At 69.4% G+C, this 26,058-nt stretch carries 26 protein-coding genes and 1 tRNA gene; 15 read left to right on the top strand and 12 right to left on the bottom strand.

All coding sequences use genetic code 11. The features are described 5' to 3' along the window. Positions 1-52: 52 nt before the first annotated feature. Entirely contained in the window at positions 53-604 is a 552-nt protein-coding gene (locus tag AC37TH_RS19120) for a TetR/AcrR family transcriptional regulator (protein WP_490765922.1), read from the bottom strand. Positions 605-663: 59 nt separating this feature from the next. Here AC37TH_RS19120 and AC37TH_RS19125 point away from each other — a divergent pair, with 59 nt between their 5' ends. The 3 genes from AC37TH_RS19125 (at position 664) to AC37TH_RS19135 (ending at position 4,571) form a co-directional block, all read left to right on the top strand. Further along, positions 664-2,196, top strand: a complete 1,533-nt coding sequence (locus tag AC37TH_RS19125) for an MFS transporter (protein WP_490765923.1) — start codon at positions 664-666, stop codon at positions 2,194-2,196. Between the two features lie 138 nt (positions 2,197-2,334). Further along, positions 2,335-3,402, top strand: a complete 1,068-nt coding sequence (locus AC37TH_RS19130) for a 3-isopropylmalate dehydrogenase (RefSeq protein ID WP_490765924.1) — start codon at positions 2,335-2,337, stop codon at positions 3,400-3,402. A 38-nt stretch (positions 3,403-3,440) separates the two neighbouring features. Beyond that, positions 3,441-4,571 (top strand): branched-chain amino acid aminotransferase, encoded by a 1,131-nt coding sequence (locus tag AC37TH_RS19135; RefSeq protein WP_490765925.1) that lies wholly within the window; start codon positions 3,441-3,443, stop codon positions 4,569-4,571. 102 nt (positions 4,572-4,673) lie between these two features. Here AC37TH_RS19135 and AC37TH_RS19140 read toward each other — a convergent pair whose 3' ends face one another. After that, positions 4,674-5,774 carry an aminotransferase class V-fold PLP-dependent enzyme gene (locus tag AC37TH_RS19140; RefSeq protein WP_490765926.1) on the bottom strand — a complete coding sequence of 367 codons (1,101 nt, stop codon included), beginning with the start codon at positions 5,772-5,774 and terminating at the stop codon, positions 4,674-4,676. A 74-nt stretch (positions 5,775-5,848) separates the two neighbouring features. Here AC37TH_RS19140 and AC37TH_RS19145 point away from each other — a divergent pair, with 74 nt between their 5' ends. The 6 genes from AC37TH_RS19145 to AC37TH_RS19170 all read left to right on the top strand — a co-directional run bounded on the left by AC37TH_RS19145 (position 5,849) and on the right by AC37TH_RS19170 (position 11,092). Further along, on the top strand, positions 5,849-6,799 hold the full coding sequence (locus AC37TH_RS19145) for a LysR family transcriptional regulator (RefSeq protein ID WP_490766096.1): 951 nt from the start codon (positions 5,849-5,851) through the stop codon (positions 6,797-6,799). Continuing rightward, positions 6,796-7,686 (top strand): ketopantoate reductase family protein, encoded by an 891-nt coding sequence (locus AC37TH_RS19150; protein WP_490765927.1) that lies wholly within the window; start codon positions 6,796-6,798, stop codon positions 7,684-7,686. The genes AC37TH_RS19145 and AC37TH_RS19150 overlap by 4 nt, the downstream gene beginning before the upstream one ends. A gap of 19 nt (positions 7,687-7,705) precedes the next feature. Next, a complete protein-coding gene (locus tag AC37TH_RS19155; protein WP_490765928.1) occupies positions 7,706-8,473 on the top strand; it encodes a fumarylacetoacetate hydrolase family protein in 768 nt (255 codons plus the stop codon). Between the two features lie 12 nt (positions 8,474-8,485). After that, a complete protein-coding gene (gene gltX, locus AC37TH_RS19160; protein WP_490765929.1) occupies positions 8,486-10,003 on the top strand; it encodes a glutamate--tRNA ligase in 1,518 nt (505 codons plus the stop codon). Positions 10,004-10,012: 9 nt separating this feature from the next. After that, positions 10,013-10,963 (top strand): NAD(P)/FAD-dependent oxidoreductase, encoded by a 951-nt coding sequence (locus AC37TH_RS19165; RefSeq protein ID WP_490765930.1) that lies wholly within the window; start codon positions 10,013-10,015, stop codon positions 10,961-10,963. Positions 10,964-11,020: 57 nt separating this feature from the next. Further along, positions 11,021-11,092 (top strand) — tRNA-Gln (locus tag AC37TH_RS19170). 152 nt (positions 11,093-11,244) lie between these two features. On the opposite strand, the gene AC37TH_RS19175 is transcribed toward AC37TH_RS19170, so the two are convergent. The 4 genes from AC37TH_RS19175 to AC37TH_RS19190 all read right to left on the bottom strand — a co-directional run bounded on the left by AC37TH_RS19175 (position 11,245) and on the right by AC37TH_RS19190 (position 14,711). Then, positions 11,245-12,171: a Ppx/GppA family phosphatase gene (locus AC37TH_RS19175; protein ID WP_490765931.1), complete on the bottom strand. Its 927-nt coding sequence runs from the start codon at positions 12,169-12,171 to the stop codon at positions 11,245-11,247. 17 nt (positions 12,172-12,188) lie between these two features. Further along, positions 12,189-12,386, bottom strand: a complete 198-nt coding sequence (locus AC37TH_RS19180; protein ID WP_490765932.1) for a hypothetical protein — start codon at positions 12,384-12,386, stop codon at positions 12,189-12,191. A 25-nt stretch (positions 12,387-12,411) separates the two neighbouring features. After that, positions 12,412-12,936, bottom strand: a complete 525-nt coding sequence (locus tag AC37TH_RS19185) for a hypothetical protein (RefSeq protein ID WP_490765933.1) — start codon at positions 12,934-12,936, stop codon at positions 12,412-12,414. 104 nt (positions 12,937-13,040) lie between these two features. Next, positions 13,041-14,711, bottom strand: coding sequence for an HAD family acid phosphatase (locus AC37TH_RS19190; RefSeq protein ID WP_490765934.1), 1,671 nt, complete (start codon positions 14,709-14,711; stop codon positions 13,041-13,043). Between the two features lie 124 nt (positions 14,712-14,835). Between AC37TH_RS19190 and AC37TH_RS19195 the strand changes: the two genes are divergently transcribed. The 3 genes from AC37TH_RS19195 (at position 14,836) to sufU (ending at position 17,012) form a co-directional block, all read left to right on the top strand. Next, complete coding sequence (locus tag AC37TH_RS19195) at positions 14,836-15,162, top strand: hypothetical protein (protein ID WP_490765935.1); 327 nt, start codon at positions 14,836-14,838, stop codon at positions 15,160-15,162. A 105-nt stretch (positions 15,163-15,267) separates the two neighbouring features. Then, positions 15,268-16,545 carry a SufS family cysteine desulfurase gene (locus AC37TH_RS19200; protein ID WP_490765936.1) on the top strand — a complete coding sequence of 426 codons (1,278 nt, stop codon included), beginning with the start codon at positions 15,268-15,270 and terminating at the stop codon, positions 16,543-16,545. After that, a complete protein-coding gene (gene sufU, locus AC37TH_RS19205) occupies positions 16,542-17,012 on the top strand; it encodes a Fe-S cluster assembly sulfur transfer protein SufU (protein WP_490765937.1) in 471 nt (156 codons plus the stop codon). Before AC37TH_RS19200 ends, sufU begins: the two co-directional genes overlap by 4 nt. Positions 17,013-17,037: 25 nt before the next feature. On the opposite strand, the gene AC37TH_RS19210 is transcribed toward sufU, so the two are convergent. The 5 genes from AC37TH_RS19210 to AC37TH_RS19230 form a co-directional block, all read right to left on the bottom strand. Next, complete coding sequence (locus AC37TH_RS19210; protein WP_490765938.1) at positions 17,038-17,370, bottom strand: hypothetical protein; 333 nt, start codon at positions 17,368-17,370, stop codon at positions 17,038-17,040. A gap of 58 nt (positions 17,371-17,428) precedes the next feature. Then, on the bottom strand, positions 17,429-18,202 hold the full coding sequence (locus AC37TH_RS19215) for an amino acid ABC transporter ATP-binding protein (RefSeq protein ID WP_490765939.1): 774 nt from the start codon (positions 18,200-18,202) through the stop codon (positions 17,429-17,431). Beyond that, the gene (locus AC37TH_RS19220) at positions 18,199-19,086 is read right to left on the bottom strand and encodes an amino acid ABC transporter permease (protein WP_490765940.1); all 888 of its coding nucleotides are present in this window, start codon (positions 19,084-19,086) and stop codon (positions 18,199-18,201) included. The genes AC37TH_RS19215 and AC37TH_RS19220 overlap by 4 nt, the downstream gene beginning before the upstream one ends. A gap of 41 nt (positions 19,087-19,127) precedes the next feature. After that, positions 19,128-19,970, bottom strand: coding sequence for an ABC transporter substrate-binding protein (locus AC37TH_RS19225; RefSeq protein WP_490765941.1), 843 nt, complete (start codon positions 19,968-19,970; stop codon positions 19,128-19,130). A 127-nt stretch (positions 19,971-20,097) separates the two neighbouring features. Further along, complete coding sequence (locus AC37TH_RS19230; RefSeq protein WP_490765942.1) at positions 20,098-20,613, bottom strand: MarR family winged helix-turn-helix transcriptional regulator; 516 nt, start codon at positions 20,611-20,613, stop codon at positions 20,098-20,100. 99 nt (positions 20,614-20,712) lie between these two features. Between AC37TH_RS19230 and AC37TH_RS19235 the strand changes: the two genes are divergently transcribed. Further along, entirely contained in the window at positions 20,713-21,690 is a 978-nt protein-coding gene (locus AC37TH_RS19235; protein ID WP_490765943.1) for an EamA family transporter, read from the top strand. Here AC37TH_RS19235 and AC37TH_RS19240 read toward each other — a convergent pair. After that, positions 21,600-22,568 (bottom strand): Dyp-type peroxidase, encoded by a 969-nt coding sequence (locus tag AC37TH_RS19240; protein ID WP_490765944.1) that lies wholly within the window; start codon positions 22,566-22,568, stop codon positions 21,600-21,602. The genes AC37TH_RS19235 and AC37TH_RS19240 overlap by 91 nt on opposite strands. Before the next feature lie 454 nt (positions 22,569-23,022). On the opposite strand from AC37TH_RS19240, the gene AC37TH_RS19245 reads away from it, so the two are divergent. Together AC37TH_RS19245 and AC37TH_RS19250 are read left to right on the top strand one after the other, a co-directional pair. Beyond that, a complete protein-coding gene (locus AC37TH_RS19245) occupies positions 23,023-24,345 on the top strand; it encodes a quaternary amine ABC transporter ATP-binding protein (RefSeq protein ID WP_490765945.1) in 1,323 nt (440 codons plus the stop codon). Then, entirely contained in the window at positions 24,345-26,051 is a 1,707-nt protein-coding gene (locus AC37TH_RS19250; protein WP_490765946.1) for an ABC transporter permease/substrate binding protein, read from the top strand. The genes AC37TH_RS19245 and AC37TH_RS19250 overlap by 1 nt, the downstream gene beginning before the upstream one ends. The last annotated feature ends 7 nt before the right edge of the window (positions 26,052-26,058 follow it).

The following is a 26,058-nucleotide window of genomic DNA, read 5'->3' on the forward strand; positions in this document are numbered from 1 at the left end:
GCGGCGTCATCGCGCCACCGCGGCGTCACCGCGGCGCCACGGCGGCCCCGCGCTACTCGGTGGGGGAGTCGGCCAGCCGCTGCACCAGCTCGACCACCCTGTCGAGGTCGGTCTCGCTGCGGATCACGGCGTTCGTGGCGGGGAGCAGGGCGGTGTTGTAGTACATCCCGTCGCCGATCAGCATGATGACGCGGGCGACCAGGGGGTCGGCGACGGCGGACTCCAGGATGTCGAGCCACGCCCGCTGCATCGCGGAGAGCGCATCCCTGGCCCTGCTGTCGGCGCTCTGGGCGAGGCGGGCGACGGCGACGATGGAGCGTTCGAGGTCGTTGTCGGTGGGGATGGACGTGCGGATGAAGTAGGCGACGGGGCCGTCCGGGGCGGTGCGCATCCGGTCGAGGTCGGCGTCGACGTTGGCACGGAGGCGAGAGAGGACGCCGTCGACCATCGCGTCTTTGGAGGCGAAGTGGTAGAGGAGTCCGCCTTTGGAGACGCCGGCGCGGGCGGCGACGGCGTCGAGCGTCGCTGCGCGTTCGCTCTGCTCGCCGAGCAGCTCCTCGAAGGCGTCGAGGATGCGGTCGCGGGCGGAGGGGGTGTCGGCCATGACGCCATGGTAGCCGGTTTGACTTGATTACTGTACCGTCCAGACGGTACAGTAGAGGTATGTCTACTCCGAGCACCACACTGTCCACGCCAGCCGTCGCCCCGCGCGCCGGTGCGCGTGAATGGGTCGCGCTCGCGGTCCTCATGCTGCCGGTGCTGCTCGTCTCGATCGACAACACCGTGCTCAGCTTCGCGCTGCCCTCCATCTCGAAGGCGCTCGAACCGAGCGGCACGGGGATGCTCTGGATCATCGACGCATACCCGCTGGTGCTCGCCGGCCTCCTGGTCTCGATGGGCAGCCTCGGCGACCGCATCGGCCGCCGCAAACTGCTGCTGATCGGTGCGACCGGCTTCGCGCTCGTCTCCGTCGGGGCGGCGTTCGCGCCGACCACGGAACTCCTCATCGCCGCGCGCGCCAGCCTCGGCTTCTTCGGCGCGATGCTGATGCCGTCCACCCTGTCACTGCTGCGCAGCGTCTTCGTCGACCGCGAGCAGCGCCGGCTGGCCATCGCGGTCTGGGCGTCCGGTTTCGCGGCGGGCTCCGCCCTCGGGCCGATCGTCGGCGGCGTGCTGATCGAGCACTTCTGGTGGGGCTCCGTGTTCCTCCTCGCCGTGCCGGTGCTCATCCCGCTGCTGATCCTCACACCGCTGCTGGTGCGCGAGTCCCGCGACCCCAACCCCGGGCCGATCGACGTGCCGAGCATCTTCCTGTCTCTGCTGACGATGGCTCCCATCGTCTACGGCATCAAGACGCTCGCCTCCGACGGATTCTCGGTGAGCGGCGTGCTCGCGATCCTGGTGGGTGTCGTCTCCGGCTGGCTGTTCGTTCGGCGGCAGCTGCGCCGGCCCATCCCGATGCTCGACATGCGGCTGTTCCGTCGCGCGTCGTTCAGCGGTGCGGTGCTGATCAACCTGCTGAGCGTGGTGTCGCTCGTCGGCTACCTGTTCTTCGTGTCGCAGCACCTGCAGCTCGTGCTCGGGCTGAGCCCGATCGACGCTGGGCTGGTGCTCATCCCCGGCCTTGCGACGATGATCGTCGCCGGGCTGGTGATCGTGCCGATCGCACGGAGGGTGCGGCCGGCGATCGTCGTGCCGATCGCGCTGCTGATCTCGGCCGGCGGGTATCTCGTGGTCGCGTTGACCGGAGGGGATGCGCAGTCCGGTGTCCTGATCCTGTCGTTCGTGATGCTGGGGCTGGGCATCGGCGCCGCGGAGACGGTGTCGAACGAGCTGATCCTGTCGAGCGCCCCCGCCGAGAAGGCGGGTGCTGCGTCGGCGGTGTCGGAGACCGCGTACGAGCTGGGCGCTGTGCTCGGCACGGCGACGCTCGGCACCATCCTGACGGCGTCGTACCGCTCTGCCGTGGTGCTGCCGGACGGCCTGACCTCCGCGCAGGCGCATGCCGCCGGCGAGACGCTCGGCGGCGCGACCACGGTCGCGAGCCAGCTGCCGACCGGGCTCGGCGAGCAACTGCTCGCGTCGGCGCGCGCGGCGTTCGACTCCGGCGTCGCGCTCACCGCGGGCATCGGCGTCGGCCTGATGGTCGCCGCCGCGATCCTCGCCGTGATCTCGCTCCGCCGCGTCCGCCACTGACGCGCCGCGCCGCGCGCCGCCCCTCCGTGCGTCGAGTGGTCCCGAATTGCCGTAGGCGCCGGATGCACGCGGCGATTCGGGACCACTCGATGGCCGGTAATGTGGGGGAGTCCGCCCGCAACGAATCGCTGGAGTGCCATGTCCGAGTCCGTCCCGTCCGCTGTCAAACTCGCCGTCATCCCCGGTGACGGAATCGGGCCGGAGGTCGTCGCGGAGGCGGTCAAGGTTCTGGACGCCGTCACGGCGTCGAGCGACCTGACGTTCACGAAGACGCCGTTCTCGCTCGGAGCGCAGCGCTACCTCGACACCGGCGACGTCCTCACCGACGCCGACCTGGAGGCGATCAAGGCGCACGACGCGATCCTGCTCGGCGCGGTCGGCGGCGTGCCGGGCGACCCCCGCCTGGCCGGGGCGAACATCGAGCGCGGCCTGCTGCTGAAGCTCCGCTTCACGCTCGACCACTACGTCAACCTGCGCCCGACCACCCTTTTCCCCGGCATCGCGAGCCCGCTGGCGAACCCGGGCGACGTCGACTTCGTCGTCGTCCGCGAGGGCACGGAGGGGCCGTACGTCGGCAACGGCGGCTCGCTGCGCACCGGCACGCCGCAGGAGATCGCGACAGAAGTGTCGATCAACACCGCCTACGGCGTCGAGCGCGTCGTCCGCTACGCCTTCGAGCAGGCGGAGCTGCGCCGCAAGAAGCTGACGCTCGTGCACAAGACGAACGTGCTCACCTTCGCAGGCTCCCTGTGGAAGCGGATTGTGGACGCGGTCGCCGCCGAGCATCCGGAGGTTGCCGTCGACTACCTGCACGTGGATGCGGCGACCATCTTCCTCGTCACGAATCCTGCTAGATTCGATGTGATCGTCACAGACAACCTCTTCGGCGACATCCTCACCGATCTCGCGGCCGCAATCAGCGGCGGCATCGGACTGGCGGCCTCGGGCAACATCAACCCTGCAGGCGAATTCCCCAGCATGTTCGAACCGGTTCACGGATCGGCACCGGACATCGCAGGCCAGCAGAAGGCCGACCCCACCGCTGCGATCCTCTCCGTGGCACTCCTGCTCCGACACCTCGGACGGCTGGAGCTCGCGGAGCGTGTCGAGCAGGCGGTGACAGCCGACCTCGCAGGCCGCGGCACGGCATCCCGCACCACCGCCGAAATCGGCGACGCGATCGCCGCCGCCGTGGCGCAGAATTAGTTCATCCGCTTCGAACGAGCGCAGCGCAAAGGATTCTCATGACATCTCCGACCAGCATCACCCTCACCGACGGACCGACCCCGAGCGGACTCGCGTTCGCCGTCACGCGGAACGAGGAGGCGCGCAGCGCCGCCGAACGTGAGGAGATCCTGTCCGACCCTGGCTTCGGCAAGTTCTTCACCGACCACATGGTCGACCTGTGCTGGTCGACCAAGGGCGGCTGGCACCGTCCGCGGGTCTCGCCGTACGGTCCCATCCAGCTGGAGCCCTCCGCCGCCGTCCTGCACTACGCGCAGGAGATCTTCGAGGGTCTGAAGGCGTACCGGCACGCGGACGGCTCGATCTGGACCTTCCGCCCGGAGGCGAACGCGGCCAGGATGCAGCGTTCGGCCTACCGTCTCGCCCTGCCGGAACTGCCGGTCGAGTACTTCCTCGAGTCGCTGAAGCAGCTGGTCGCCGTGGACGGCGACTGGGTGCCGAACCAGCCGGAGACGAGCCTCTACTTCCGGCCGTTCATGTTCGCGAAGGAGGCGTTCCTCGGTGTCCGCGCCGCGAACAAGGTGGCGTACTACCTGATCGCCAGCCCCGCGGGCGCGTACTTCACCGGCGGTGTCAACCCGGTGTCGATCTGGTTGTCCGACCACTGGTCCCGCGCGGGCAAGGGCGGGACGGGCGCTGCGAAGACCGGCGGCAACTACGCCTCCAGCCTGCTGCCCCAGGCCGAGGCGGCCGAGCACGGCTGCGCCCAGGTGCTCTTCCTCGACTCGGTCGAAGGGAAGTACATCGAGGAGCTCGGCGGGATGAACGTGGTGCTGGTCTACAAGGACGGCACGCTGGTCACCCCCGAGTCCGACAGCATCCTGGAGGGCATCACCCTCGAGTCGGTGCTGCAGCTGGCACGCGACCGCGGACACAAGGTGGAGCAGCGCAAGGTGACGATCGACGAGTGGCGCGTCGGCGTGGAGTCCGGCGATATCGTCGAGGTGTTCGCGTGCGGCACGGCCGCCGTGATCACCCCGATCGGCGAACTCAAGTCCGACACGTTCACGGTCGGCGACATCACTGCCCCTCCCGGCGAGCTGACGATGTCGCTGCGCCAGGAGCTCACCGACATCCAGTACGGGCGGGTGCGCGACCGCCACAACTGGATGGTGCGCCTGGACGGATGAGCTCCGCGCGTCCCTTGGTCTTCGGCCCCGATTCTGCTCGACAGGATCGGGACCGATATGGAGGCCCGGCGGCGATCTCGGCGAAGACCCAGAAGTTCCGCGTCAGCGGCGGCCAGCTGGTCGTTGCGTAGCGAGCGCATCGCACACCCGGGAGACGTCGTCGCGGGTGTTCCAGACGTGGAAAGCCACTCTGGCACGCCCTGCGCGTCCGGATGCGCGCATCCCTGCCGCTGTGATGGCGGCGAGGTCGGAACCGTCCGCATCCGGCCAGGTGACGATCGACTGGCCGGATGCGGGGAGGCCGAGTCCCGCGCACAGCGCGTCGCCGAGCGCCGCCGTGTGGGCGTGCACCGCGCCGATGTCGAGGTCGGCGAAGAACGAGAGCGCGGCGGCCGTTCCCGGCCACACCGGCCACGCCGGGGAGACGTCGAAGCGCCGGGCGTCTCCGGCCAACAGCATCGACGGGCCGTAGCAGGACGCCCAGGGGTCGTCCCCGGCGAACCAGCCGGCCTGGGCGGGGTGGAGTTCGTCGAGCATCCGGTCGCCGACGGTGAGGAAGGCCGAGCCGCGCGGCGCGCACAGCCACTTGTATGCGTGACACGCGGTGACGTCGAAGCGTGCGGCGTCGACGGGCAGCCAGCCGGCCGCCTGGGTGAGGTCGGCGAAGGTGCGGGCGCCGTGCCGGGCTGCGGCGTCGAGGACGGCGTCGGTGTCGGCGACCGCGCCGGTCGCGGACTGCACCAGGGAGAATGCGACCAGCCAGGTGCGGGAGCCGATGGCCTCGGCGAGACGGTCGAGCTGCGCGTGCACGACGGTGACGCCGCGATGCGCTTGGGCGAGGAACGGGAAGACCATCGAGCTGAAGTCGCCGTCGACGCAGACGACCTCAGCGCCGTCAGGAACGGACGCCGCGACGAGGGCGGCGAGCACCGAGACCTGCGAACCGATCGCCACCTGCGCCGCGGGAACCCCGACGATCCTGCCGAACGCCGCACGCGCCGCCTCGACGGACTCGCCGTAAGCGGCGGGCGTCGCCTCGCCGCGCTCCCAGGCGTCCAGTTCGGCACGGGAAGCGCGCAGCGTCGCGAGCAGCGGGAGCCCCTGCGTGCATGCGGCCAGGTAGCCGTCGCCGCCGGCGAACTGCGCCCGCGCGGCGGCGAGCGGCAGTGGGCGGGCGACGGGTGCTGGTGCAAGTGCGGACATGAGTCCAGGCTGACGTGTCCGCATTCATTCGAGAAGAGCAGGTGTTGAATCGCATCCATCACCTGTGGTTATGTATCCGTGTGTCCCTCGACGATCTCGACTCCCACAGCCTGCGCGTGGTCCGCGCCATCGCCGACCACGGCTCGATCACCCGCGCGGCCGACGCGCTCGGCTACAGCCAGCCAGCGATCAGCCAGCACCTCAAACGTCTCGAAGCCCGGCTCGGGATGCCGGTGGTCACCCGCGCGGGCCGCGGTGTGCGGCTGACGGAGGCCGGCCGCGTGCTCGCCAGGCACGCGACCACGGTGACCACGGCACTGGATGCGGCGGCCGGCGAGCTCGCCGACCTGCACGGGCTGCGCTCCGGCCGGGTGCGGCTCGCCGCGTTCCCGTCCGCGTCGTCGACCATCGTGCCCCGGCTGCTGCGCACGATGGGGGCCGCGCATCCCGGGGTGCGGATCACGTACACCGAGGCGGAGCCGCCGGAGGCCGTCGCCGCCGTGCGTGCCCAGACCGCCGATCTCGCGATCACGTTCAGCTATCCGGGCGACCGCGTCGACCCGCACCGGGAGAGCGCACGCGGCCTCGCCGTCGTCCCGGTGTGGCGCGACGAGATGCTGCTTGTGCTGCCCGCCGGGCACCCGCTGGCCGAGCAGGAGGAGATCGACCTCGCCGACCTCGCAGCCGAGTCCTGGATCGCCGGCTGCCCGCGTTGCCGTGGCCACCTGCTCGAACTGACGGACGCGCGCGACTTCGTGCCGCGGATCGCCTACGAGACCGACAACTACGTCGCGGTGGTGAGCATGGTGGCGGAGGGGGTCGGTGTGGCGCTCATCCCATCCCTCGCGGTCGGCTCGGCAGGCCGCACCGACGGCGTCGTGGTGCGCCCGACGATCAACCACGACCACCGCACCGTCAACCTCGTCGGTGCGGCGGGGGCGGATGCGGTCCCCGCCATCGCGAGCACAGCGACCGCTCTGCTGGCCATCGACGGCGCCGCGTGGTCGCTAGCATCGGTGTCATGAGCACCGAGCAGCGCCCCGTCATCGCCGTCGTCGGACCGGGAGCGGTCGGCGGACTCATCGCCTGGCTGCTGCACCGGGCCGGCCACGACGTGGTCGCGGTGGGGCGCGAGGCCACCGTCGCAGCAATCGCGGCGAACGGGATCGAACTGCGCGGGGAGGCCGCCGCCGAGAAGTTCGGCACCGGCGTCGAGCGAGTGCCCGCGAACGTCGACGTTCCGGAGGGCGCGAGCGTGATCGTCGCCACCAAGGCATACGGACTCGACGACGTGCTGCCCGGCATCGTCGCAGCACGGCCGGTCGAGGTGCTGTCGCTGCTGAACGGCGTCGAGCACATGGCAACGATCCGGGATGCGCTGCCCGACGTCCCCGTCGCGGGAGCGTCCGTCGCGGTGTCGGCGCTCCGTGCCTCCACGTCGGTGATCGACCTGCGGAGCCCGTGGGTGCGCATCGAAGCGCCGGAGCAGGCGGTGGGGTTCGCGTCCGTGACCGCGCTGGACGGCGCAGGACCGGCGGTCCGGGTGCGCGGGACGGAGGGCGAGGTGCTGTGGGGCAAGTTCCGGATGCTCGCGTCGATCGCGCTGCTCACCTCGTATTGGCGGCAGCCGGTCGGCGCCGCCCTCAGTGAAGATCCGGAACTGACCGAGGAGCTGTTGTCCGAGGTCGTCGCGTGCTCGACCGCCTCCGGTGTTCCGGCTTCCCTCTTGCAGCTGATGGAGATCCTGCAGGGGGTTCCCGGCGGGATGCGCACCTCGCTGCAGGAGGATCTCGCGGCGGGTACCCCCAGCGAACTCGACGCCATCGGGGGCGCCCTGCTGCGGATCGGCGCGGCGCACGGCATCCCGACCCCGGCCGTCGAGCGGATCGTGAGCGCGCTGAGCGTGGCGTGACCGCAGTAGGCTCGGGAGCGTGAAAATCGCACGCTTCAGCCATGAGGGCACCATCGACTACGGAATCGTCGACGAGGACGCCCTCGTCGTCCTGGCCGGCGACCCGATGTTCGCCGGGTTCGACACCACCGGGGAGCGCGTGCCGCTCAGCAAGGTCGGCGCGCTGCTCGCGCCGGTCATCCCGCGCTCGAAGGTCGTCGCCGTCGGCAAGAACTACCGCGACCACGCCGCCGAGATGGGCGGGGACGCCCCGGAGGAGCCGCTGCTGTTCCTCAAGCCGAACACCGCCGTGATCGGGCTGGGCGACGCCATCGTGCTGCCGCAGCAGTCGAAGCAGGTCGACTTCGAGGGCGAGCTCGCCGTCGTGATCGGCAAGATCGCGCGCAACGTGTCCGCGGCGGACGCGCACGAGTACATCTTCGGATACACCGTCGCCAACGACGTCACCGCCCGCGACCTGCAGAAGAGCGACGGCCAGTGGACGCGCGCCAAGGGCTTCGACACCTTCTGCCCGCTCGGCCCGGTGATCGAGACCGAGCTGAAGCCGGACGCCTACCTGCGCACGCGGGTGAACGGCGAGCTCAAGCAGGACGCGACCATCGCCGACATGGTGCACGACATCCCGTCGATCGTCGAGTACGCGTCGAGCGTGTTCACTCTGCTGCCCGGCGACGTGATTCTCACCGGGACCCCGGCCGGGATCGGCCCGATCGTCGCGGGCGACACCGTCGAGGTCGAGATCGAGGGCGTCGGTTCGCTCGTGAATCCGGTGCGTGCCGCCAAGTAGGATTGGGGGAGTATGTCTGACTCCAACTCGCACCCGTTCTCCACGGCCACCGGCGCCGACGTCCGCGTCCGCTTCTGCCCGTCGCCCACCGGCACGCCGCACGTCGGCCTGATCCGCACCGCCCTGTTCAACTGGGCGTATGCGCGGCACACGGGAGGCAAGCTCGTCTTCCGCATCGAAGACACCGACGCCGCCCGCGACAGCGAGGAGAGCTTCGACCAGATCATCGAGGGGCTCACCTGGCTCAAGCTCGACTGGGACGAGGGAGTGAACGTCGGAGGGCCGCACGCGCCGTACCGGCAGTCGGAGCGCTACGACATCTACCGCGACGTGATCGAGACACTCAAGGCGTCCGGCCACATCTACGAGAGCTTCGCCACCGGCGAGGAGATCGAGGCGCGCAACGTCTCGCTCGGCCGCGACCCGAAGCTCGGCTACGACAACTTCGAGCGCGACCTCACCGACGAGCAGAAAGACGCATACCGCGCGGAGGGCCGTCAGCCCGCGCTGCGCCTGCGCGTGCCGGACACCGACCTCAGCTTCGACGACCTGGTGCGCGGCGAGATCACGTTCCCGGCCGGATCGTTCAGCGACTTCGTGGTCGTGCGCCCCAACGGGCACCCGCTCTATCCGTTCGTGAACCCGGTGGACGACGCGCTGATGGGCGTCACCCACGTGCTCCGCGGTGAGGACCTGCTGTCGTCGACCCCGCGCCAGATCGCGCTCTACCACGCGCTGATCGACGCCGGGATCACCACGTTCGTGCCGCGCTTCGGCCACCTGCCGTATGTGATGGGGGAGGGCAACAAGAAGCTCTCCAAGCGCGACCCTGAGTCGAACCTGTTCCACCACCGCGACCGCGGGTTCATCCCGGAGGGGCTCGTCAACTACCTGGCGCTTCTCGGCTGGTCGCTCACCCACGACCGCGACGTCTTCTCGATCGACGAGATGGTCGCCGCGTTCGACGTGGTGAACGTCAACCCCAACCCGGCCAGGTTCGACCTGAAGAAGGCCGAGTCGATCAACGGCGACCACATCCGGTTGCTGGAGGTCTCCGACTTCGCCGAGCGGACCGTCCCGTATCTGGAGGCCGCCGGCATCCTGAGTGCGCCGCTCAGCGACGCCCAGCGCGCCATCCTGGCCGAGGCCGCGCCGCTCGTGCAGGAGCGCGTGCAGCTGCTCGGCGAGACACCGGGGATGCTCGGCTTCCTGTTCACCGACACTGCGTCGCTCACGATCGAGGACGACGCGCGCGCCTCGCTGCCCGCGAACGCCGGAGAGGTGCTCGCCGCCTCCCTGGGTGCGCTCGAACTGGTGCCGGTCGCCGAGTGGACGCACGAGAACATCGAGTCCGCACTCCGGGATGCGCTGATCGAGGCGCTCGGGCTGAAGCCCCGCGTCGCGTTCGGCCCGCTGCGCGTCGCGGTCTCCGGCCGCCGCATCTCGCCTCCGCTGTTCGAGTCGATGGAGATCCTCGGCAAGGCCGAGTCCATCGCCAGGCTCGACAAGCTCTCCGCGTCACTCGGCTAGGCGTCCGGCGTGCCCCGCGAGTCCCACGAGGTCGTCGTCATCGGCGGAGGCCCTGCCGGGTTGTCCACCGCCCTCAACCTGGTGCGTGCGCGCCGGGACGTGCTGGTGGTCGACAGCAACCGGCCACGGCACGCGGCCACGCTGGTCGCGCGCGGCTACCTGACTCGCGACGGCATCGCCCCGCTCGAACTGCGCCGCATCGGCCGCGAAGAGGTCGAGGCGTACGACGACGGCGAGGTGGCGTTCGCGCTGGCGAAGAGCGTCGAGGTCTCGGACGCCGGGTTCCGCGTGCGCGCTACCGGCGTGCGCGGCGCTGCCGACATCGACGTGGTCGCGCAGACCGTCGTGCTCGCCACCGGGCTGCAGGAGACGCTTCCGGCCGTCCCGAACATCCGGGCGTACTACGGAACACAGCTGCACAGCTGCGTCGAGTGCGACGGCTACGAGAAGCGGGATGCGCCGCTCGCCCTGATCGGCGAGACGAACGACCTCGCCGAACGCGCGCTGCTGCTCACCCAGTGGACGGACGACCTGATCGTCTTCACGAACGGCATCGGCGTTGTGGGCGACGACGACGAACGCGCGCTCGCCCGGCTCGGCGTGCGCGTCGAGCGTCGCGCGATCGACGACGTGGTGGGGGAGCGCGGCACGATGACCGGCGTTCGTCTCGTCGACGGCACGGTCATCGACCGCTCCGGCGGCTTCGTCCGCCCGCTGTGGACGCCGTCGCTCGCGTTCGCCGCCGGGCTGGACCTCGAGACGGACGACGACGGCTACCTCCGCACAGACGCGCACGGACGCGCCTCCGTGCCCGGCGTGTACGCCGTCGGGGAGACGACGCCTCCCGGCCCGCAGCAGCTCATCGTCGCCGCCGGTTCCGGCGCGGTCGCGGCCGCCGCGATCAACCGGGATCTCATCGGACTGACGATCGACGCCACGCCCGGGACGCCCGTTTTGTAATTGGGGCTCGGCGTAGGATAAAGTTGTCTCTTGTGCCCGGGCTTCGGTTCAGGACAGTGGGGTATGGTGTAATTGGCAACACGGCGGTTTCTGGTACCGTTGTTCTTGGTTCGAGTCCAGGTACCCCAGCAGTAGAGATCGAAGAGAAAAAGCCCGGTTATCCGGGCTTTTTTGTTGCCCCGGCACGGGTGCCGGAGTCGGGCGCCCGCGAGATACCAGTAACTGTCGCGAAACGCCCGGGATGCGGTGCAGTTACTGGTATCTCGGTGGTTGCGGGCCGGTCAGCCGAGGTGGTCGAGGTAGCGCAGGATGATGCCCTCGCGCAGCGCCCACGGGCACACCTCGAGCTCCTCCACCCCGAACGCGCGCATGGTCTCGCGGAGGACGACGCCACCCGCCACGATCTGGAACGTGCGGTCGGCCGTGATGCCCGGCAGTGCAGTGCGCGCGTCGGCGGGAAGCTGCGCGAGGCGCGGCACCCAGTCGGAGAGCTCCGACCGCTTCAGCAGGCTGCGCTCCGTGCCGCCAGGACCCGCGGCGGTCGAACCGGCGAGCCTGGCGAGGGAGCGGATGGTCTTGGAGGTGCCGACCACGTGGCCGCCGGACGGGCGGTCGCCGAAACGCGCGACCGCATCCTGCAGGACGGAGCGGGCGTGCATCCGGAGGGCGTCGACCTGGCTGTCGGTGGGCGGGTCGTCGTGCAGGAAGCCGATGGTGCTGCGGCCCGCGCCGAGCGGCACGGAGACGGCCAGGTCGGGGTACTCGTCGCCGCCCGCCGCGATCTCCAGCGAGCCGCCGCCGATGTCGAACAGCAGGATGCCGCCGGCAGACCAGCCGGACCAGCGGCGCACCGCCAGGAAGGTCAGCTTGGCCTCGTCTTCACCCGACAGCACCTGCAGGTCCACGCCGGTCTCCGCCAGGATGCGCGCGAGCAGGGCCGGACCGTTGCTGGCCTCGCGGATCGCGGAGGTGGCGAACGGGAGTAACTCCTCGATGCCCTCCTGCTCGGCCACGCGCATCGCCGACGCGATGGCGTCGAGGATCGCCTGGCAGCCCTCATCGCTGATCGCACCGTCCTCGGTGATGTAGCGCATCAGGCGCAGCACCGACTTGTGCGTGGCGGCCGGGATGGGGCGCGCTCCGGGGTGTGCATCGACGACGAGAAGGTGGATGGTGTTCGAACCGACGTCGAGTACTCCGAGGCGCATAGTCGAACAGTACTGGCTCAGCGACCCTGCCTATGACGCACCCAGAACCCGATCAGGATGCCGCCGCCGACCGCGATCAGGACGCCGACACCGCGCACGATCCACTGCGTCTGGCCGGTCGCCGCGTCGATGAGCAGGGGCACCCCGAGCCCGACCGCCACGAGCACGATCCCGCCCACCAAGTACCACGGAGACCCGTTCGTGCGCTCGACCATCCTTCGAGAATACCGGGGGCGGCCCTCAGCGAGTGCGCGGCCGGTCGCTCTCGTCGTAGCTCGCGGCGAGGCCGGGCGGGGCGGTGGGGTGCTTCGGTGCTGGGCCCTCTAGGCGGCGCAGCCGTCGCCCGGAGGTGACGTAGAAGATGGCGAGCGTGGCGCACATGAGTACGGACATGTTCGCGGAGAAGACATCGAGCGGCGTCACCGGTGGCCTGCCGGGTGCGCGCGGAAAGAGTAGGCCCAGAGCACCGAACGTCATGAGGCCGGACATGACGATGAAGAGGATGCCCAGCCGACGGCTCAGCTTTGCACCGGCGGTCATCCGCCACCATGGCCGGGGCGGATCGCGCAGCTCATTTGAGCCTCGAAACAGTCTGGCACCCACCAGGAACAGCGAGACGGCCAGGACCGTCGCGATGATCTCCGAGGTCACCGACTGTCCGTCGACGGAAGCGATGACGCGGTTGATTGCGACGGTGACGAGCCACCCTGCCACCACGTATGTCAGCTTGCCCTGCCACGTCGTGATCCTGAACGGCTTCCGCATCCGCGCCTCCCTGCTGTCGTCAGCGTAGCGGGCGGCGCACGGCTCGTGCGAAAAGTGCGGTCACGCGAGGCGCGACCGCACTTTTCGCACGAGCCGAGGCGCGGCTACGGCAGGTAGTACGTCGGGTTGGGGAGCTTCACGGCGCGGTCGGCGGAGCCGCCGATCAGGTCGCTGTACTGGTCGCCGTAGTTGGCGACGATGTCGTACTTGCCGCCCGCCGCCGATTCGACGTGCGCCCTGGTCTGCGACTTGTACTCGATGGTTGTGCACTTGGCGGTGGCGCAGGTGATGTACGACGGCTGCTGGGAGGCTCCGACGCCGGTCCACTTGGTGTAGTAGTTCGGTGCGGTGAAGCCGGTGTACCCGACTTTCGCGAGGTTGCCGAGGGTGGCGGCCTTCTGGTCGTCGTTGCGTCCGGTGAGGCCGATCAGCGTGCATCCGGATTTTTGGGCGACGGCGGCGAGGGTGGTCATCGACGGGGTGGCGGGGAAGCGCTGGTCCTGCACCCAGACGTTCTGCTCGGCCGGGTTGAAGGTGAAGTGCATGTCTGCCACTTCCATGTCGTACGTCCACAGCGTGGTGTCGTCGGCGTCGAGCACGATGGCCGGGTTCTTGTGCAGCTTCTTCTCTACGAAGCAGGTCGCGGCCAGCTGGGGGAGCTGGCGCAGGACCAGGCTGCGCAGCTCCCGGATGTACGGGGAGTCCGTCTTGTTCGCGATGCCAGTGCCGGGGTCGCCGTAGTACGTGGCGATCGTCGACTTCACCGAGTCGATGTTCGGGATGCCCTCGCCGCCCTGCGTCGCGCCGCTGGAGCCGTCCGGCGCCATCGTGAAGTGCGTGCGCGGCGTCAGCGCCGGCTCGTTCACGCCGGGCAGGTCCGGGGACGGGAGGTAGTAGGTGGGGTTCGGCAGCTTGAGCGCCCGCTGGGCGTACCCGCCCTGCAGGTCGGACCACTGGTCGCCGACGTTGAGGTCGATCGTGTACCCGAGATCCTGGATGTGCTTCCTGGTGAGCGCCTTGTACTCGACGGTGGTGCACTTGGCGGTGGCGCAGGTGATGTACGACGGCTGCTGGGAGGCGCCGACGCCCGTCCACTTGGTGTAGAAGTTCGCCGCGGTGAACGGGGTGTAGCCGACTTTGGAGAGGTTGCCGAGGGTGGCGGCCTTCTGGTCGTCGTTGCGGCCGGTGAGCCCGAACACGGTGAAGCCGATGGAGGCGGCCGTGTTGACGAACGCGACCATCGCCGGAGTGGCGGGGAAGCGCTGATCCTGCACCCAGACGTTCTGCTCGGCCGGGTTGAAGGTGAAGTGCATGTCCGCCACCTCCATGTCGTACGTCCACAGCGTGGTGTCGTCGGCGTCGAAGACAATCGCGGGCTTCTCGCCCTTGGCTTTCGCCGCGGCGTATTCGGCCTGCAGCTTCGCCGTCTCCCCGGCGACGATGGCGGACAGCTCGCTGATGTACGGCGACGCCGTCTTGTTCGCGATGCCGGTGCCGGGGTCGCCGTAGTAGGTGGCGATGGTCTTCTTCACCGAGTCGATGTTTGGAATTCCTTCGCCGCCTTGCGTTGCGCCGCTCGACCCGTCCGCCGCCATCGTGAATGAGGTGCGCGGCGCGAGCTGCTGGTGCTGGCTGCCGTGTCCCGGCCCAGGATCCCAGGCCGACGCGGCCGACGCGTCGACGACTCCCAAGCCGACGACGAGCGCGAGAACGCCGGCGGCGCCCGCCGCCAGGCGGCCGTGCCGGGAACGTGTGGAGGACGAGCGGAGCACCATTGCAACACCAATCGGTCGGAGGGGTTCCACCCCCGAACGGGGGCCTGCGAGCACAGTATCCGGATGCGGTGCGACGCGCCAGGCCCCACTCGATTCTGAGGAGGGGGTGCGCTAGGGTCGCGACATGACCGACGCATCACCGAACGTGGCCTTCGACCTGCTCGCCACGCGCCTCCTGGAGGACCCGGACGACGCCGTGGTCGCCACCGAGAAGGGACTGCACGTTCACGGACGGCTGTTCGCCTTACTCGACGGCGATGCGCTCGTGGTCGACCTGCCTGCCGCCAGGGCGCTCGATCTTGTGGGCAGAGGTGTCGCCACTGCCGCCTCCGGAGGGGTAGTGGATGCGCGGGGCGCGTGGGTCGGCATCGCCGACCTCGCCGACTGGCCGGAGCTCGCTGCTGAGGCCCACCAGTTCGTCGGAGAGCCGCCGGTCGGCCGCGAATCCTGACGCGCGCGATCGCGGAGACCCGTGTGACGACGAGTGTCGTCACGCGTCCGGGAATGCCGTAACCCTCGCCTGCCTTGCAGTCAGAGGAAGTAAGGTTTTCATCGCATGCACACCGACACCATCGACATCACCCGCGTCCGCGCGGATTTCCCGATCCTCGCCCGCGAGGTGAACGGTCACCCGTTCGTCTACCTCGATTCGGGCGCCACTTCGCAGAAGCCTCGCCAGGTCCTGGACGCCGAACGCTCGTTCGTCGAGCAGTACACCTCGGCGGTGCACCGCGGGGCGCACACCGTGGCCGGCGAGGCCACCGAGCTGTTCGAGGACGCCCGCGCGCGCGTCGCCCGGTTCGTGGGCGTCGACGCGGACGAACTGGTCTGGACCTCCAACGCGACCGAGGGCATCAACCTGCTCGCGTACAGCATCTCGAATGCGTCGCTCGGGCGTGGAGGAGACGCGGCCGCACGGTTCCGGATCGGCGAGGGCGACGAGATCGTCGTCACCGAGTCGGAGCACCACGCCAACCTCGTGCCCTGGCAGGAGCTCGCGGCGCGCACCGGCGCGACCCTCCGGGTGATCGGACTGCACGACGACGGTCAGCTCCGGCTCGACGAGGCGGCGCGCGTCATCACGCCGCGCACCAAGATCGTCGCGTTCACGCACGTCTCCAACGTGCTCGGCGCGATCAACCCGGTCGAGACGCTCGTCGCGCTCGCGCACGAGGCGGGGGCGCTCACCGTCCTCGACGCCTGCCAGTCCGCGCCGCACCTCGCGCTCGACCTGCACGCCCTCGACGTGGACTTCGCCGTGTTCTCCGGCCACAAGATGCTCGGGCCGACCGGCGTCGGCGCCCTCTACGGCCGGCGCGCGCTGCTGAACGCGCTCCCGCCATTCCTCACCGGCGGCTCGATGATCACCACGGTCACCCTCGACGGCGCCGAATACCTCCCGGCCCCTCAGCGGTTCGAGGCCGGGACGCAGCGCGTCTCGCAGGCCGTCGCCCTCGCCGCGGCCGTCGACTACCTCGACGGCGTCGGGATGCGCGCGATCGAAGCCCACGAGGAGCAGCTGGGGGCGCGCATCCTGGACGGGCTGGCGGAGATCCCCGGCGTCCGGGTGCTGGGGCCGGGACGCGGGGTGCCCCGCGTCGGCCTGGCGAGCTTCGTCGTCGACGGCATCCACTCGCACGACGTGGGCCAGTTCCTCGACGACCGCGGCATCGCCGTGCGCGTCGGCCACCACTGCGCGCAGCCTGTCCACCGCCGCTTCGGCGCCACGGCGAGCACGCGCATCAGCACCTACCTGTACAACACAGCGGACGAGGTGGATGCGGCCGTCGCCGCCGTCGCCGACGCCCGCTCCTTCTTCGGAGTCGACCGATGAGCTCGTCCGATCTTCAGAACCTCTACCAGCAGGTCATCCTCGACCATGCCAAGCAGAAGCACGGCTACGGTCTGCGCCCGGAGGCGGTGGGCAGCTCGCACCAGCTGAACCCGACGTGCGGCGACGAGGTCACGCTGAACGTGCATCCATCGGCCGACGGCGGCGTCGCCTCGATCAGCTGGGAGGGGCACGGCTGCTCGATCTCGACGGCGTCGGCGTCGCTGCTCAGCGACATCGTGCACGATGTGTCGCGCGACGAGGTCACCGAGGCGGTCGCCGCGTTCCGCGAACTGATGCAGTCGAAGGGAACCATCGACGGCGACGAGGAGCTGCTCGGCGACGCGGTGGCGCTGGCCGGGGTGTCGAAGTACGTGACGCGCATCAAGTGCGCGATGCTGCCGTGGGTGGCCCTGGAGGACGCCCTGGCGACCTCAGGCGCCGCCGAGGCGTCCGCGCCCTCGGCGTAAGGGAATGGCGGCCTAGGGGAGTGGACTAGGGGACGGGCGCCAGGTCGACCTCCTCGGCGATCGCCCCGAGTGCCGACGGCAGCGTCGGGAACGTCGTCCCGAAAATCAGCCCGGATGGGCCGCTCGCCGTCCACGTCTCGTGCCCCTTCTCGACGCGTCCGACCAGGTACCTGCGGTGCCCGTCGAGCACCTGACGCTGCGCGATGGCGAGCGTCAGCGGGAACGCGTAGACGTCGCCGTCCGGGCTGACGACCAGCTCCCAGCGGGCCTTGCCCGGGTTGAATCTGCTTGTGAAGATGCGCGACATGATCACCCTGTTGTATCCGGGGCTGCGCCTCCGGAGCGACGAAGATGACACCCTGTTTCGTTTGTTGCACGAGCCGCGTAACACGGGAGCCGCCGACTTGACGTGACGCTTATGCGACCCATCCGGAGAAGCGTGCGAGGAAGGCGCGGGTGCGCGGTTCCTGCGGCGCCCCGAACAGCTGCGCCGGCGCCCCCTGTTCGGCGATCACACCGGCGTCGAGGAACACCACACGATCGGCGACGTCGCGCGCGAAGGCCATCTCGTGCGTGGCCATCACGATGGTGGTGCCCGACGATTTCAGGTCGCGGACGAGTTCGAGCACCTCGCCGACGAGTTCCGGGTCGAGGGCGCTGGTGACCTCGTCGAGCAACAGAAGCTCCGGATCGGTGGCGATGGCGCGCACGATCGCCGCGCGCTGCTGCTGGCCGCCGGAGAGCCGGTCGGGGAACTCCTTCGCCTTGTCGCCGAGGCCGATCGCGCCGAGCAGCTCCAGCGCTTTCGCCTCCGCTGCCTTGCGCGGGATGCGGTGCACCCGGCGGCCGGCGAGGGTCACATTGTCGAGCACGGATAGGTGCGGGAACAGGTTGTAGTGCTGGAAGACGACGCCGATGCGGCCGCGGACCGCGTCCATCCTGGTGCGGGGGTCGCTGATGTCGTCGTCGCCGAGGAAGATCTGGCCGTCGTCGATGCGTTCCAGCAGGTTGATCGTGCGCAGCAGCGTCGACTTGCCCGACCCGCTCGCGCCGATCAGGGCGACGACTTCATGTCGCTGCACGTCGAGGTCGATGCCGCGCAGCACCTCGGTCTCGCCGAAGCGCTTCCTGACCCCGGAGAGGCGGAGCACCGGCTGCGCAACGTCCCGCGCGGTGCTCTCCCCGCTCATACGACGCTCCCGATCTGCTCGCGCTTGCGCACTCTGGCCGAGTACCAGTCGGTGAGCCGGATCATCGGCAGCGCAAGGACGACGAACAGGAGCCCGGCGAGCACGTACGGGGTGAAGTTGTACGCGGCGGCGGTCTCGATCTGGGCGGCGCGGACCGCATCCACTGCTCCCAGGATGGAGATCAGGCCGACGTCTTTCTGCATCGCGACGAAGTCGTTCATCAGGGCCGGCGTGACCTTGCGGACGGCCTGGGGGAGGATCACCAGCCGCAGGGTCTGGTAGTGGCTGAGACCGAGTCCACGGGCGGCCAGACGCTGCGACGGGTGCACGGCCTCGATACCGGCGCGGAACACCTCCGAGACATAGGCCGAATACACCAGCACCAGGGCGATCGTCCCCCAGAACTCGGGCGGCATCCGCGGGAAGACGCCCAGCCCTGGGAGCCCGAAGCCGACCAGGTACAGCACGATGATCAGGGGCATCCCGCGGAACAGGTCCGTGTATCCGGCGGCCAGCGCGCGGAGCGGGAAGAAGATCGGGCCGCGGAGCGTGCGCGTCGTCGCGATCAAGATGCTCACGATCAGCACGCCGACCGCCGACACGATCAGCACCCGGATGTTCAGCAACAGTCCGTCGAACACCCGCGGCCAGGCCTTCACGGCCACGGCGGGGTCGAAGAAGGTCTGCTGCACCGACGCCCAGCCCGGCGTGTTGATGACGAAGATCCAGGCGAGCACGGCAACGACGATGGTGCTGGCCAGGCTGATCAGCACGGAGCGCGTCGTCTGGCGACGGCGGAAGGTGCGTCGTCCGAGTTCGACGGCGCTGGGTTGTGCTGCGCCGCCGGAGGGCGGAGCGGCGCCCGGCTGCTGGGTGGTGCTCACCAGTGAACGCTAGCGGCTCGACAGTGGTTTCGGCGACGGTGCTACTTGAGCACCGGTGCGTTGCCGTCGGTGGCGAGCCAGGTCTCGGCGAGCTTGTCGAGCGTCCCGTCCTTTCGGAGAGCGTCGACGGCGGCCGTGACCTTGGGGGTCAGCGCGCTGCCCTTGGCGAGGACGAGGCCGAACTGGTCGCCGGACTGACCGGAGGTCTTCGGCAGCTGGCCGACGATCTTCCCGTCTTTCAGTTCGGCGTCGCGCAGGTAGAAGGCAGTGGGAAGGTCGACCACGATCGCGTCCACCTGCTTGTTCTCCAGTGCGAGCTTGGCGTCGTCGTTCGAGTTGAACGCCTGCACGCCGCCGGTCGGTGCGATCTCCTTCTCGGCCGCCGTGAACGAGGTCGTCGCGCTCTGCGCGCCGATGGCCAGCTTCTTGAGGTCGGCCAGCGAGGTGGCCTTCGCTGCGGGCGACGAGCCGGTGGTGACGACGACCTGGGTGGTCTCGTAGTAGGGGGAGGAGAAATCGACGGCCTTCTTGCGCTCGTCGGTGATCGAGAACTGCTGCAGGTTGAAGTCGAAGGTCTTCGGCCCAGGCGCGATGGCCTGGTCGAAGGTGGTGCGCACCCAGACCACGTCGCTCTTCGCGAAGCCGAGCTTGTCGGCGACGGCGTACGCGACGGCGGACTCGAAGCCCTTGCCGGACTCCGGCTTGTCGTCGGCCACCCAAGGAGAGTACGCGGGCTCTGCGGTGCCGATGGTGAGTTTGCCGGGGGTGAGGTAGGCGTCCGCCGTGCTGCTGGGCGAGGATCCGGAGCCGGACGCGCATCCGGTGAGGGCGATGGCCGTCGCGGCGACGATGGCGGCGACAGAGAGGATACGGCGGCGGGACATGCGGACTCCGGGGCTGTTAAAGTGCTGCGGCTGTGGGGTTTTCAGCATGGCGCATCGGTTGATGGACCGCCAGCGTGCGGTCACACTGTTACGGACCGGCGGGCGGCGGTGTGGTCCGGCGGTGTGGTCACTCGAAGCGCGCGAGCCACCGGGTGAGCGCACCCTCCAGGGCGGCCGCGTCGCGCGCATCCAGCTGGTCGAGCAGGCGGCGCTCGTTGGCCATGTGGTCGGTGAAGGCGGCGTCGATGGTGGTTCTGCCGAGGTCGGTGAGGGCGACGACTCTGCTGCGGCCGTCGTGCGTGCCCGTGCGTCTGGTGACGAGCCCGGCTGCTTCGAGGCGGTCGATGCGCTTGGTCATGCCGCCTGTGGTGACCATGGTGTGCGCGGCGAGGTCGCCCGGTGTGCGCTCGAACGGCGCCCCGGCGCGGCGCAGGGCGGCGAGCACGTCGAAGTCACCTTCTGTGAGGCCGTGCTTCGCGTAGACGGCGGTGAGCTCGGCGGTGAGGTGCGCCGCGATCCTGTGCAGGCGGCCGATCACGGCCTGCGGCGACACATCGAGGTCTGGGCGCTCGCGCGCCCACTCCTGCTGGATGCGCGCGATGCGGTCGGGGGCCGGGGTGGCGGCGTGCTCGTGGGTGCTCACGGAGGCAGCCTAGCTTCCGGGGAAGAAAAATAGCTTCCGGGGAAGAAAAATAGCTTCCGGGGAAGAAAAATAGCTTCCCGGTAAGCTAAAATGGCTTCCATGGAAGCTAAATGGGTCTGGATCGCGATCACCGCCATCGCGCCAATTGCGTGGGGGTCCACGTACGTCGTCACTGGGGCGGTGCTGCCGCCGGGCGAACCGCTCTGGGGAGCCGTCATCCGGGCCCTCCCGGCCGGAATCCTGCTGCTGCTCGTCCGCCGCCGCCTCCCGCGCGGATCCTGGTGGTGGCGCTCCGCGGTGCTCGGCGTGCTCAACATGGGCGGGTTCTTCGCACTCGTCTACGCGGCCGCCCAGCTCCTGCCGGCCGGGATCGCCTCAACGGTCATGGCGACGTCTCCGCTGGCGATGATGGGGTTCGGCTGGCTGTTCCTCGGCCAACGACCCAGGATGCTCGCCGTGGCGGGTGCGCTCGTCGGCGTGGGAGGGGTGTGCGTGATGCTGCTCGGCGGGGCGGCGGGCGTGCATCCACTGGGCGTCGTGGCGTCGCTGGCCGCGATGCTGCTGTCGTCGGTCGGGTATGTGCTGGCCACGCGGTGGAGCGACGGGATCGACGTGTTCTCGTCCACCTCATGGCAGCTGCTCGCCGGGGGAGTGCTCGTCATCCCGTTCGCGCTGCTGGTGGAGGGCCCGCCTCCCGCGCTCGACGGGGCTGCGGTGGCCGGGTTCGCATACATCTCCGTGGTGGCGACGGCGCTGGCGTTCCTGGTCTGGTTCACCGGGCTGAGGAAACTGGGGGCGGCGACGGTCGGGCTCATCGGGCTGCTGAACCCGGTGGCGGGGGTGCTGCTGGGTGCCGCGGTGGCGGGGGAGACGCTGACCGGACGGCAGTGGGTGGGGCTCGCGGTGGTGCTCGCGGGCATCCTGGTCGGACAGCTGGCCAGGGCGCGCGGCGCCGCGCGCAGCACTGCGCACAGCCCCGCGGCGGATCAGTCGCCGAGCGCGTCGAGGATCGCGCGCGACGGCGCGAAGAACGTCGTGCCGGTCGCGGCGGTGGAGAAGTCGAGGATGCGGTCGTAGCTGCCCTCCGGGTCCCCGACGAACATGCGCTGCAGCATCCGCTCGATCACCCAGAGCGCCCGGGAGTATCCGATGAAGTACGTGCCGAACTCGCCGTGACCGGCCCGGCCGAACGGCATGTTGTCGCGCAGGATGTCGTGCTCCACACCGGACTCGTCGGTGATGGTGGTGAGGGTCTTGTGCGACTTCTGGCCGTACTCGGCATCGTCCAGCTCCACGTTGTCGGCCTTGGTCCTGCCGATCACACCCTCCTGGGCCTGCGTCGGCAGGGAGCCCCACCGGCCGAGGTCGTGCAGATACTTCTGCACCACCACGTAGCTGCCGCCTGCGAACTCCGGGTCCTCTGAGCCCACCAGGGTGGCGGCGGCCATCTCGTCGCCGGTCGGGTTGGCCGTGCCGTCGACGAAACCGAGCAGGTCGCGTGCGTCGAAGTAGCGGAAGCCGGTCACCTCGTCGACCAGCTCCACGGCGTCTCCGAGCGCCGACAGTAGCAGGCGCTCGAACTCGAAGGTGAAGTCGCCGCGCTCCGCCCTGATATGGAACAGCAGGTCGCCCGGCGTCGAGACGGCGGTGTGCACCGGGCCGCGGATCTCCGGGAACGGGTGCAGTTCGCGGGGGAGGCCGCGGCCGGTGAGCCTCGTCCAGACCGCCGCGCCGATGGCGACGTTGCAGGAGAGGTGCGCGTTCAGGTCGCGGAAGCCGACCGTTTTCACGAGCCCGGAGAGGTCGGAGAGCACGTCCTTGACGATGGCGAACGCTTCGTCGTTGTCCGCGATCGAGACCACGAGGAAGATCGCGGAGCGGGAGAGTGGGGCATCCACGCTCTGGGCGTCGATCGGGACGCGCTGCCAGGCGTGATCGCCGCTGTCGGAACTCATGCAGAGAGTCTGCCGCACATCCCCAGCAGCGGGAAGAGGCGGTCGGAGGCTGGGTACTCAGGTAACAGAAAGGTAACGATGCCAGTGCCCGACGGATGCCTGTGCTGGCGCGGATGTCGTCGCATTCCCCGAACGGCATGCATTGCGAAATACGGAATCTCGATTGGCTTTAGCCTTGTACAGGTTGATAGCGTCGACGTGCCTCGTCCGCCCATCCTGGCCGATGCGGGGCCGCAATAACCCAGCCCGCGCTCCGGGCGGTCGGGCCGACGTGTACACCGGTCCTGCGCTTTGGAACGTACGGTCGGGCGGTGTGGGCGTGCCCCGATGGCACGTCGGCAGCCCGCGATTCGCGTGTCATTCCGACCCGCTTGAGTCGCCAGCTGTTCACGCTGCCCACCCGGGCGCAACCACCGGCACGCAGAGGCAGTACGTCGCGTGCCACGGAGAACAAGTGAGCGAATCTGCTGCCGTCGAAGCGCGGAATCTGTACAAGGTGTTCGGACGCAAACCCGGCGAGGTCGTGCGCCGGCTGAAAGGCGGGGCGACCCGCGACGACGTTTCGGCTGCCGGGACCGCAGCGGTGATCGACACGAGCTTCTCGGTGAAGACAGGGGAGATCTTCGTGGTGATGGGGCTGTCCGGCTCCGGCAAGTCCACCCTCATCCGCCTGCTGAACGGGCTGCTCGAGCCGACAGCCGGTGAAGTGGACGTGATGGGGACGACGATCACCGGTCTCGCGCCCGCGAAGCTCCGGGATGTGCGTCAGAAGCACATCTCGATGGTGTTCCAGCACTTCGCCCTCCTCCCGCACCGCACGGTGCTCGACAACCTCGCATACGGCCTCGAAGTGCAGGGCGTCCCCGTCGCCGAGCGCCGGGCCAAGGCGGAGACCGTCCTCGACCTGGTCGGACTCTCCGGCTGGGGCGACAAGCTGCCAGGCGAACTCTCCGGCGGAATGCAGCAGCGCGTCGGCCTCGGCAGGGCGCTCGCGGCCGACACCGACGTGCTCCTGATGGATGAGGCGTTCTCCGCGCTCGACCCGCTCATCCGGCGCGAGATGCAGGAACAGCTGATCGAACTGCAGGCTCAGCTCGGCAAGACCATCGTGTTCATCACGCACGATCTCAACGAGGCCATGTTCCTCGGCGACAGGATCGCCGTGATGCGCGACGGCCGCGTCGTGCAGATCGGGACGCCGGAGGAGATCCTCACCGACCCGGCGAACGACTACGTCGAGAGCTTCGTGCAGGACGTCGACCGCGCCCGCGTGCTCACCGCCGCGAGCGTGATGGAGCCCGTCCGTGCGCTCGTCACGGTCTCGGCGGGACCACGCGCCGCCGTGCGCACGATGCGCGACCTGCAGACCTCTGCCGCGTTCGTCGTCGGCCAGGGCCGCCGTCTGCTCGGCGCCGTGCGCGACAGGGACGTGATGCGTCAGGTCCGCGACGGGCAGTCCGACCTGTCGGCCGTGATCGACGACGGCATCGCGTCCGTCTCGCGCGACGAGGTGCTGAGCGACCTCGTCGAGCTGTCGGTCGGCAGCGACCTGCCCCTCGCGGTGGTCGACGACAATCACCGGCTCCTCGGCGTCATCCCGCGGGTGACCCTCCTCGCCGCGCTCGGCAACGTCACGAGCGAGACCACCGAGATCCCGATCGTCGTCGAACCGCCGGCGACCATCTCGGTGGATGTGGTGAACCAGACGCTGCTCGACACGGCCCAGGGGGCAGCCGCCCGAGAAGGCGGAGCCTCCGAGCTCGAGGAGGTGCGCTGATGGATCTGCGACTTCCTCTCGGCGACTGGGCGTCCAGCGTCGTCGACTTCGTCACCCAGGTCTTCGGCCCGGTCTTCGACGTCATCCGCACCGTGTTCACCGGGCTGTACGACGGCATGGACTGGGTGCTGCAGACGCCGCCGTTCTGGGGCATCATCCTGATCTTCGCGGTGCTGGCCGTCTGGCTCCGGGGCTGGGTGTTCGGCGCAGGCACCGTGGTCGGTCTGCTCGTCATCGCGAGCATCGACCAGTGGTCGAACGCGATGGACACCCTGGCGCTCGTGATCGTCGCCGCGGCCATCGCGGTGGCGCTGAGCGTGCCGCTCGGCATCCTGGCTGCACGCTCGAAGACGGCGTCGGCGATCATCCGGCCCGTGCTCGACTTCATGCAGACCATGCCGGCGTTCGTGTACCTGATCCCGGCGCTCATCCTGTTCCGCGTGGGCGTGGTGCCCGGCATCGTCGCGACGATCATCTTCGCGATGGCGCCCGGCGTCCGACTCACCGAACTCGGCATCCGCGGGGTCGACAGCGAGATCGTCGAGGCAGGCCGCGCGTTCGGTTCGTCGCCCCGGCGCATCCTGCGTCAGATCCAGCTGCCGCTCGCCATGCCCTCGATCCTCGCCGGGGTGAACCAGGTGATCATGCTGTCGCTCTCGATGGTCGTCATCGCGGGCATGGTCGGCGCCGGCGGTCTCGGCCGTGACATCGTCCAGGCGCTGAGCAGGGTGGATGTGGGACTCGGCTTCGAGGCCGGGCTCTCCGTGGTGATCATCGCGATCATCCTGGACAGGCTCACCGCCTCGGTCGGCGCTGCACGCACACGGATGCCGAAGCGTGCGCTCGCGGTGCTCGGCGCCGCGGCGCTCGTGGTGGTCGGCGGCACCAGCATCGCTGCGGTCTCGCAGGCCGACGCGAACAAGGGCGAGATCAAGGTCGCCGTCTTCAACGGCTGGCCGGAAGGCGAAGCGGCGTCGTACCTCTGGAAGCACGTGCTGGAGGAGAAGGGCTACAGCGTGAAGTTCGAGTACGCTGACGCCGGACCGGCCTTCGCGGGCCTCAGCACGGGCGACTACGACGTGGCGTTCGACGGCTGGCTGCCGACAACGCACGAGGCGTACATGAAGAAGTACGGCGACTCGCTGGTCGACCTCGGCGCCTGGAACAACGAGGCGAAGCTGACCATCGCAGTCAATAAGGACGCCCCGATCGACTCGCTCGACGAGCTCGCTGCGCACGCGGGCGAGTTCGGCAACCGCCTGGTCGGCATCGAGCCGGGCGCCGGTCTCACCGAGGCGACGCAGAACAAGGTCATCCCGGAGTACGGCCTCGGCAAGCTCGACTTCATGACGTCGTCCACCCCGGCCATGCTGGCCGAGCTGACGAGCGCGATGAAGAGCAAGGACAACATCGCCGTCACCCTGTGGCGTCCGCACTGGGCATACGACCAGTTCGACCTGAAAGACCTCAAGGACCCGAAGAACACGCTCGGAACGGCGGAGTCCATCCACTCGATCGGCAGCACAGGCTTCGGCAAGAAGTTCCCGGAGGTCGCCGGTTGGGTCAAGGGCTTCAAGCTGGACTCGAAGCTGCTGTACTCGCTCGAGAACGAGATGTTCAACGGCAAGAAGACCGACGACTACGACCCGATCGTCACGAAGTGGATGGCGAAGCACCAGCAGTACGTCGACACGCTCACGAAGTGACCGCGTC

It is taken from the genome of Leifsonia sp. McL0627, assembly GCF_058244615.1.

Excerpts from the sequence above, each read along its gene's own strand:
- AC37TH_RS19120 (WP_490765922.1), bottom strand. The coding sequence starts at position 604 with ATGGCCGACACCCCCTCCGCCCGCGACCGCATCCTCGACGCCTTCGAG.
- AC37TH_RS19125 (WP_490765923.1), top strand. The coding sequence starts at position 664 with ATGTCTACTCCGAGCACCACACTGTCCACGCCAGCCGTCGCCCCGCGC.
- AC37TH_RS19130 (WP_490765924.1), top strand. The coding sequence starts at position 2,335 with ATGTCCGAGTCCGTCCCGTCCGCTGTCAAACTCGCCGTCATCCCCGGT.
- AC37TH_RS19135 (WP_490765925.1), top strand. The coding sequence starts at position 3,441 with ATGACATCTCCGACCAGCATCACCCTCACCGACGGACCGACCCCGAGC.
- AC37TH_RS19140 (WP_490765926.1), bottom strand. The coding sequence starts at position 5,774 with ATGTCCGCACTTGCACCAGCACCCGTCGCCCGCCCACTGCCGCTCGCC.
- AC37TH_RS19150 (WP_490765927.1), top strand. The coding sequence starts at position 6,796 with ATGAGCACCGAGCAGCGCCCCGTCATCGCCGTCGTCGGACCGGGAGCG.
- gltX (WP_490765929.1), top strand. The coding sequence starts at position 8,486 with ATGTCTGACTCCAACTCGCACCCGTTCTCCACGGCCACCGGCGCCGAC.
- AC37TH_RS19175 (WP_490765931.1), bottom strand. The coding sequence starts at position 12,171 with ATGCGCCTCGGAGTACTCGACGTCGGTTCGAACACCATCCACCTTCTC.
- AC37TH_RS19180 (WP_490765932.1), bottom strand. The coding sequence starts at position 12,386 with ATGGTCGAGCGCACGAACGGGTCTCCGTGGTACTTGGTGGGCGGGATC.
- AC37TH_RS19185 (WP_490765933.1), bottom strand. The coding sequence starts at position 12,936 with ATGCGGAAGCCGTTCAGGATCACGACGTGGCAGGGCAAGCTGACATAC.
- AC37TH_RS19190 (WP_490765934.1), bottom strand. The coding sequence starts at position 14,711 with ATGGTGCTCCGCTCGTCCTCCACACGTTCCCGGCACGGCCGCCTGGCG.
- AC37TH_RS19195 (WP_490765935.1), top strand. The coding sequence starts at position 14,836 with ATGACCGACGCATCACCGAACGTGGCCTTCGACCTGCTCGCCACGCGC.
- AC37TH_RS19200 (WP_490765936.1), top strand. The coding sequence starts at position 15,268 with ATGCACACCGACACCATCGACATCACCCGCGTCCGCGCGGATTTCCCG.
- sufU (WP_490765937.1), top strand. The coding sequence starts at position 16,542 with ATGAGCTCGTCCGATCTTCAGAACCTCTACCAGCAGGTCATCCTCGAC.
- AC37TH_RS19215 (WP_490765939.1), bottom strand. The coding sequence starts at position 18,202 with ATGAGCGGGGAGAGCACCGCGCGGGACGTTGCGCAGCCGGTGCTCCGC.
- AC37TH_RS19225 (WP_490765941.1), bottom strand. The coding sequence starts at position 19,970 with ATGTCCCGCCGCCGTATCCTCTCTGTCGCCGCCATCGTCGCCGCGACG.
- AC37TH_RS19235 (WP_490765943.1), top strand. The coding sequence starts at position 20,713 with ATGGAAGCTAAATGGGTCTGGATCGCGATCACCGCCATCGCGCCAATT.
- AC37TH_RS19240 (WP_490765944.1), bottom strand. The coding sequence starts at position 22,568 with ATGAGTTCCGACAGCGGCGATCACGCCTGGCAGCGCGTCCCGATCGAC.
- AC37TH_RS19250 (WP_490765946.1), top strand. The coding sequence starts at position 24,345 with ATGGATCTGCGACTTCCTCTCGGCGACTGGGCGTCCAGCGTCGTCGAC.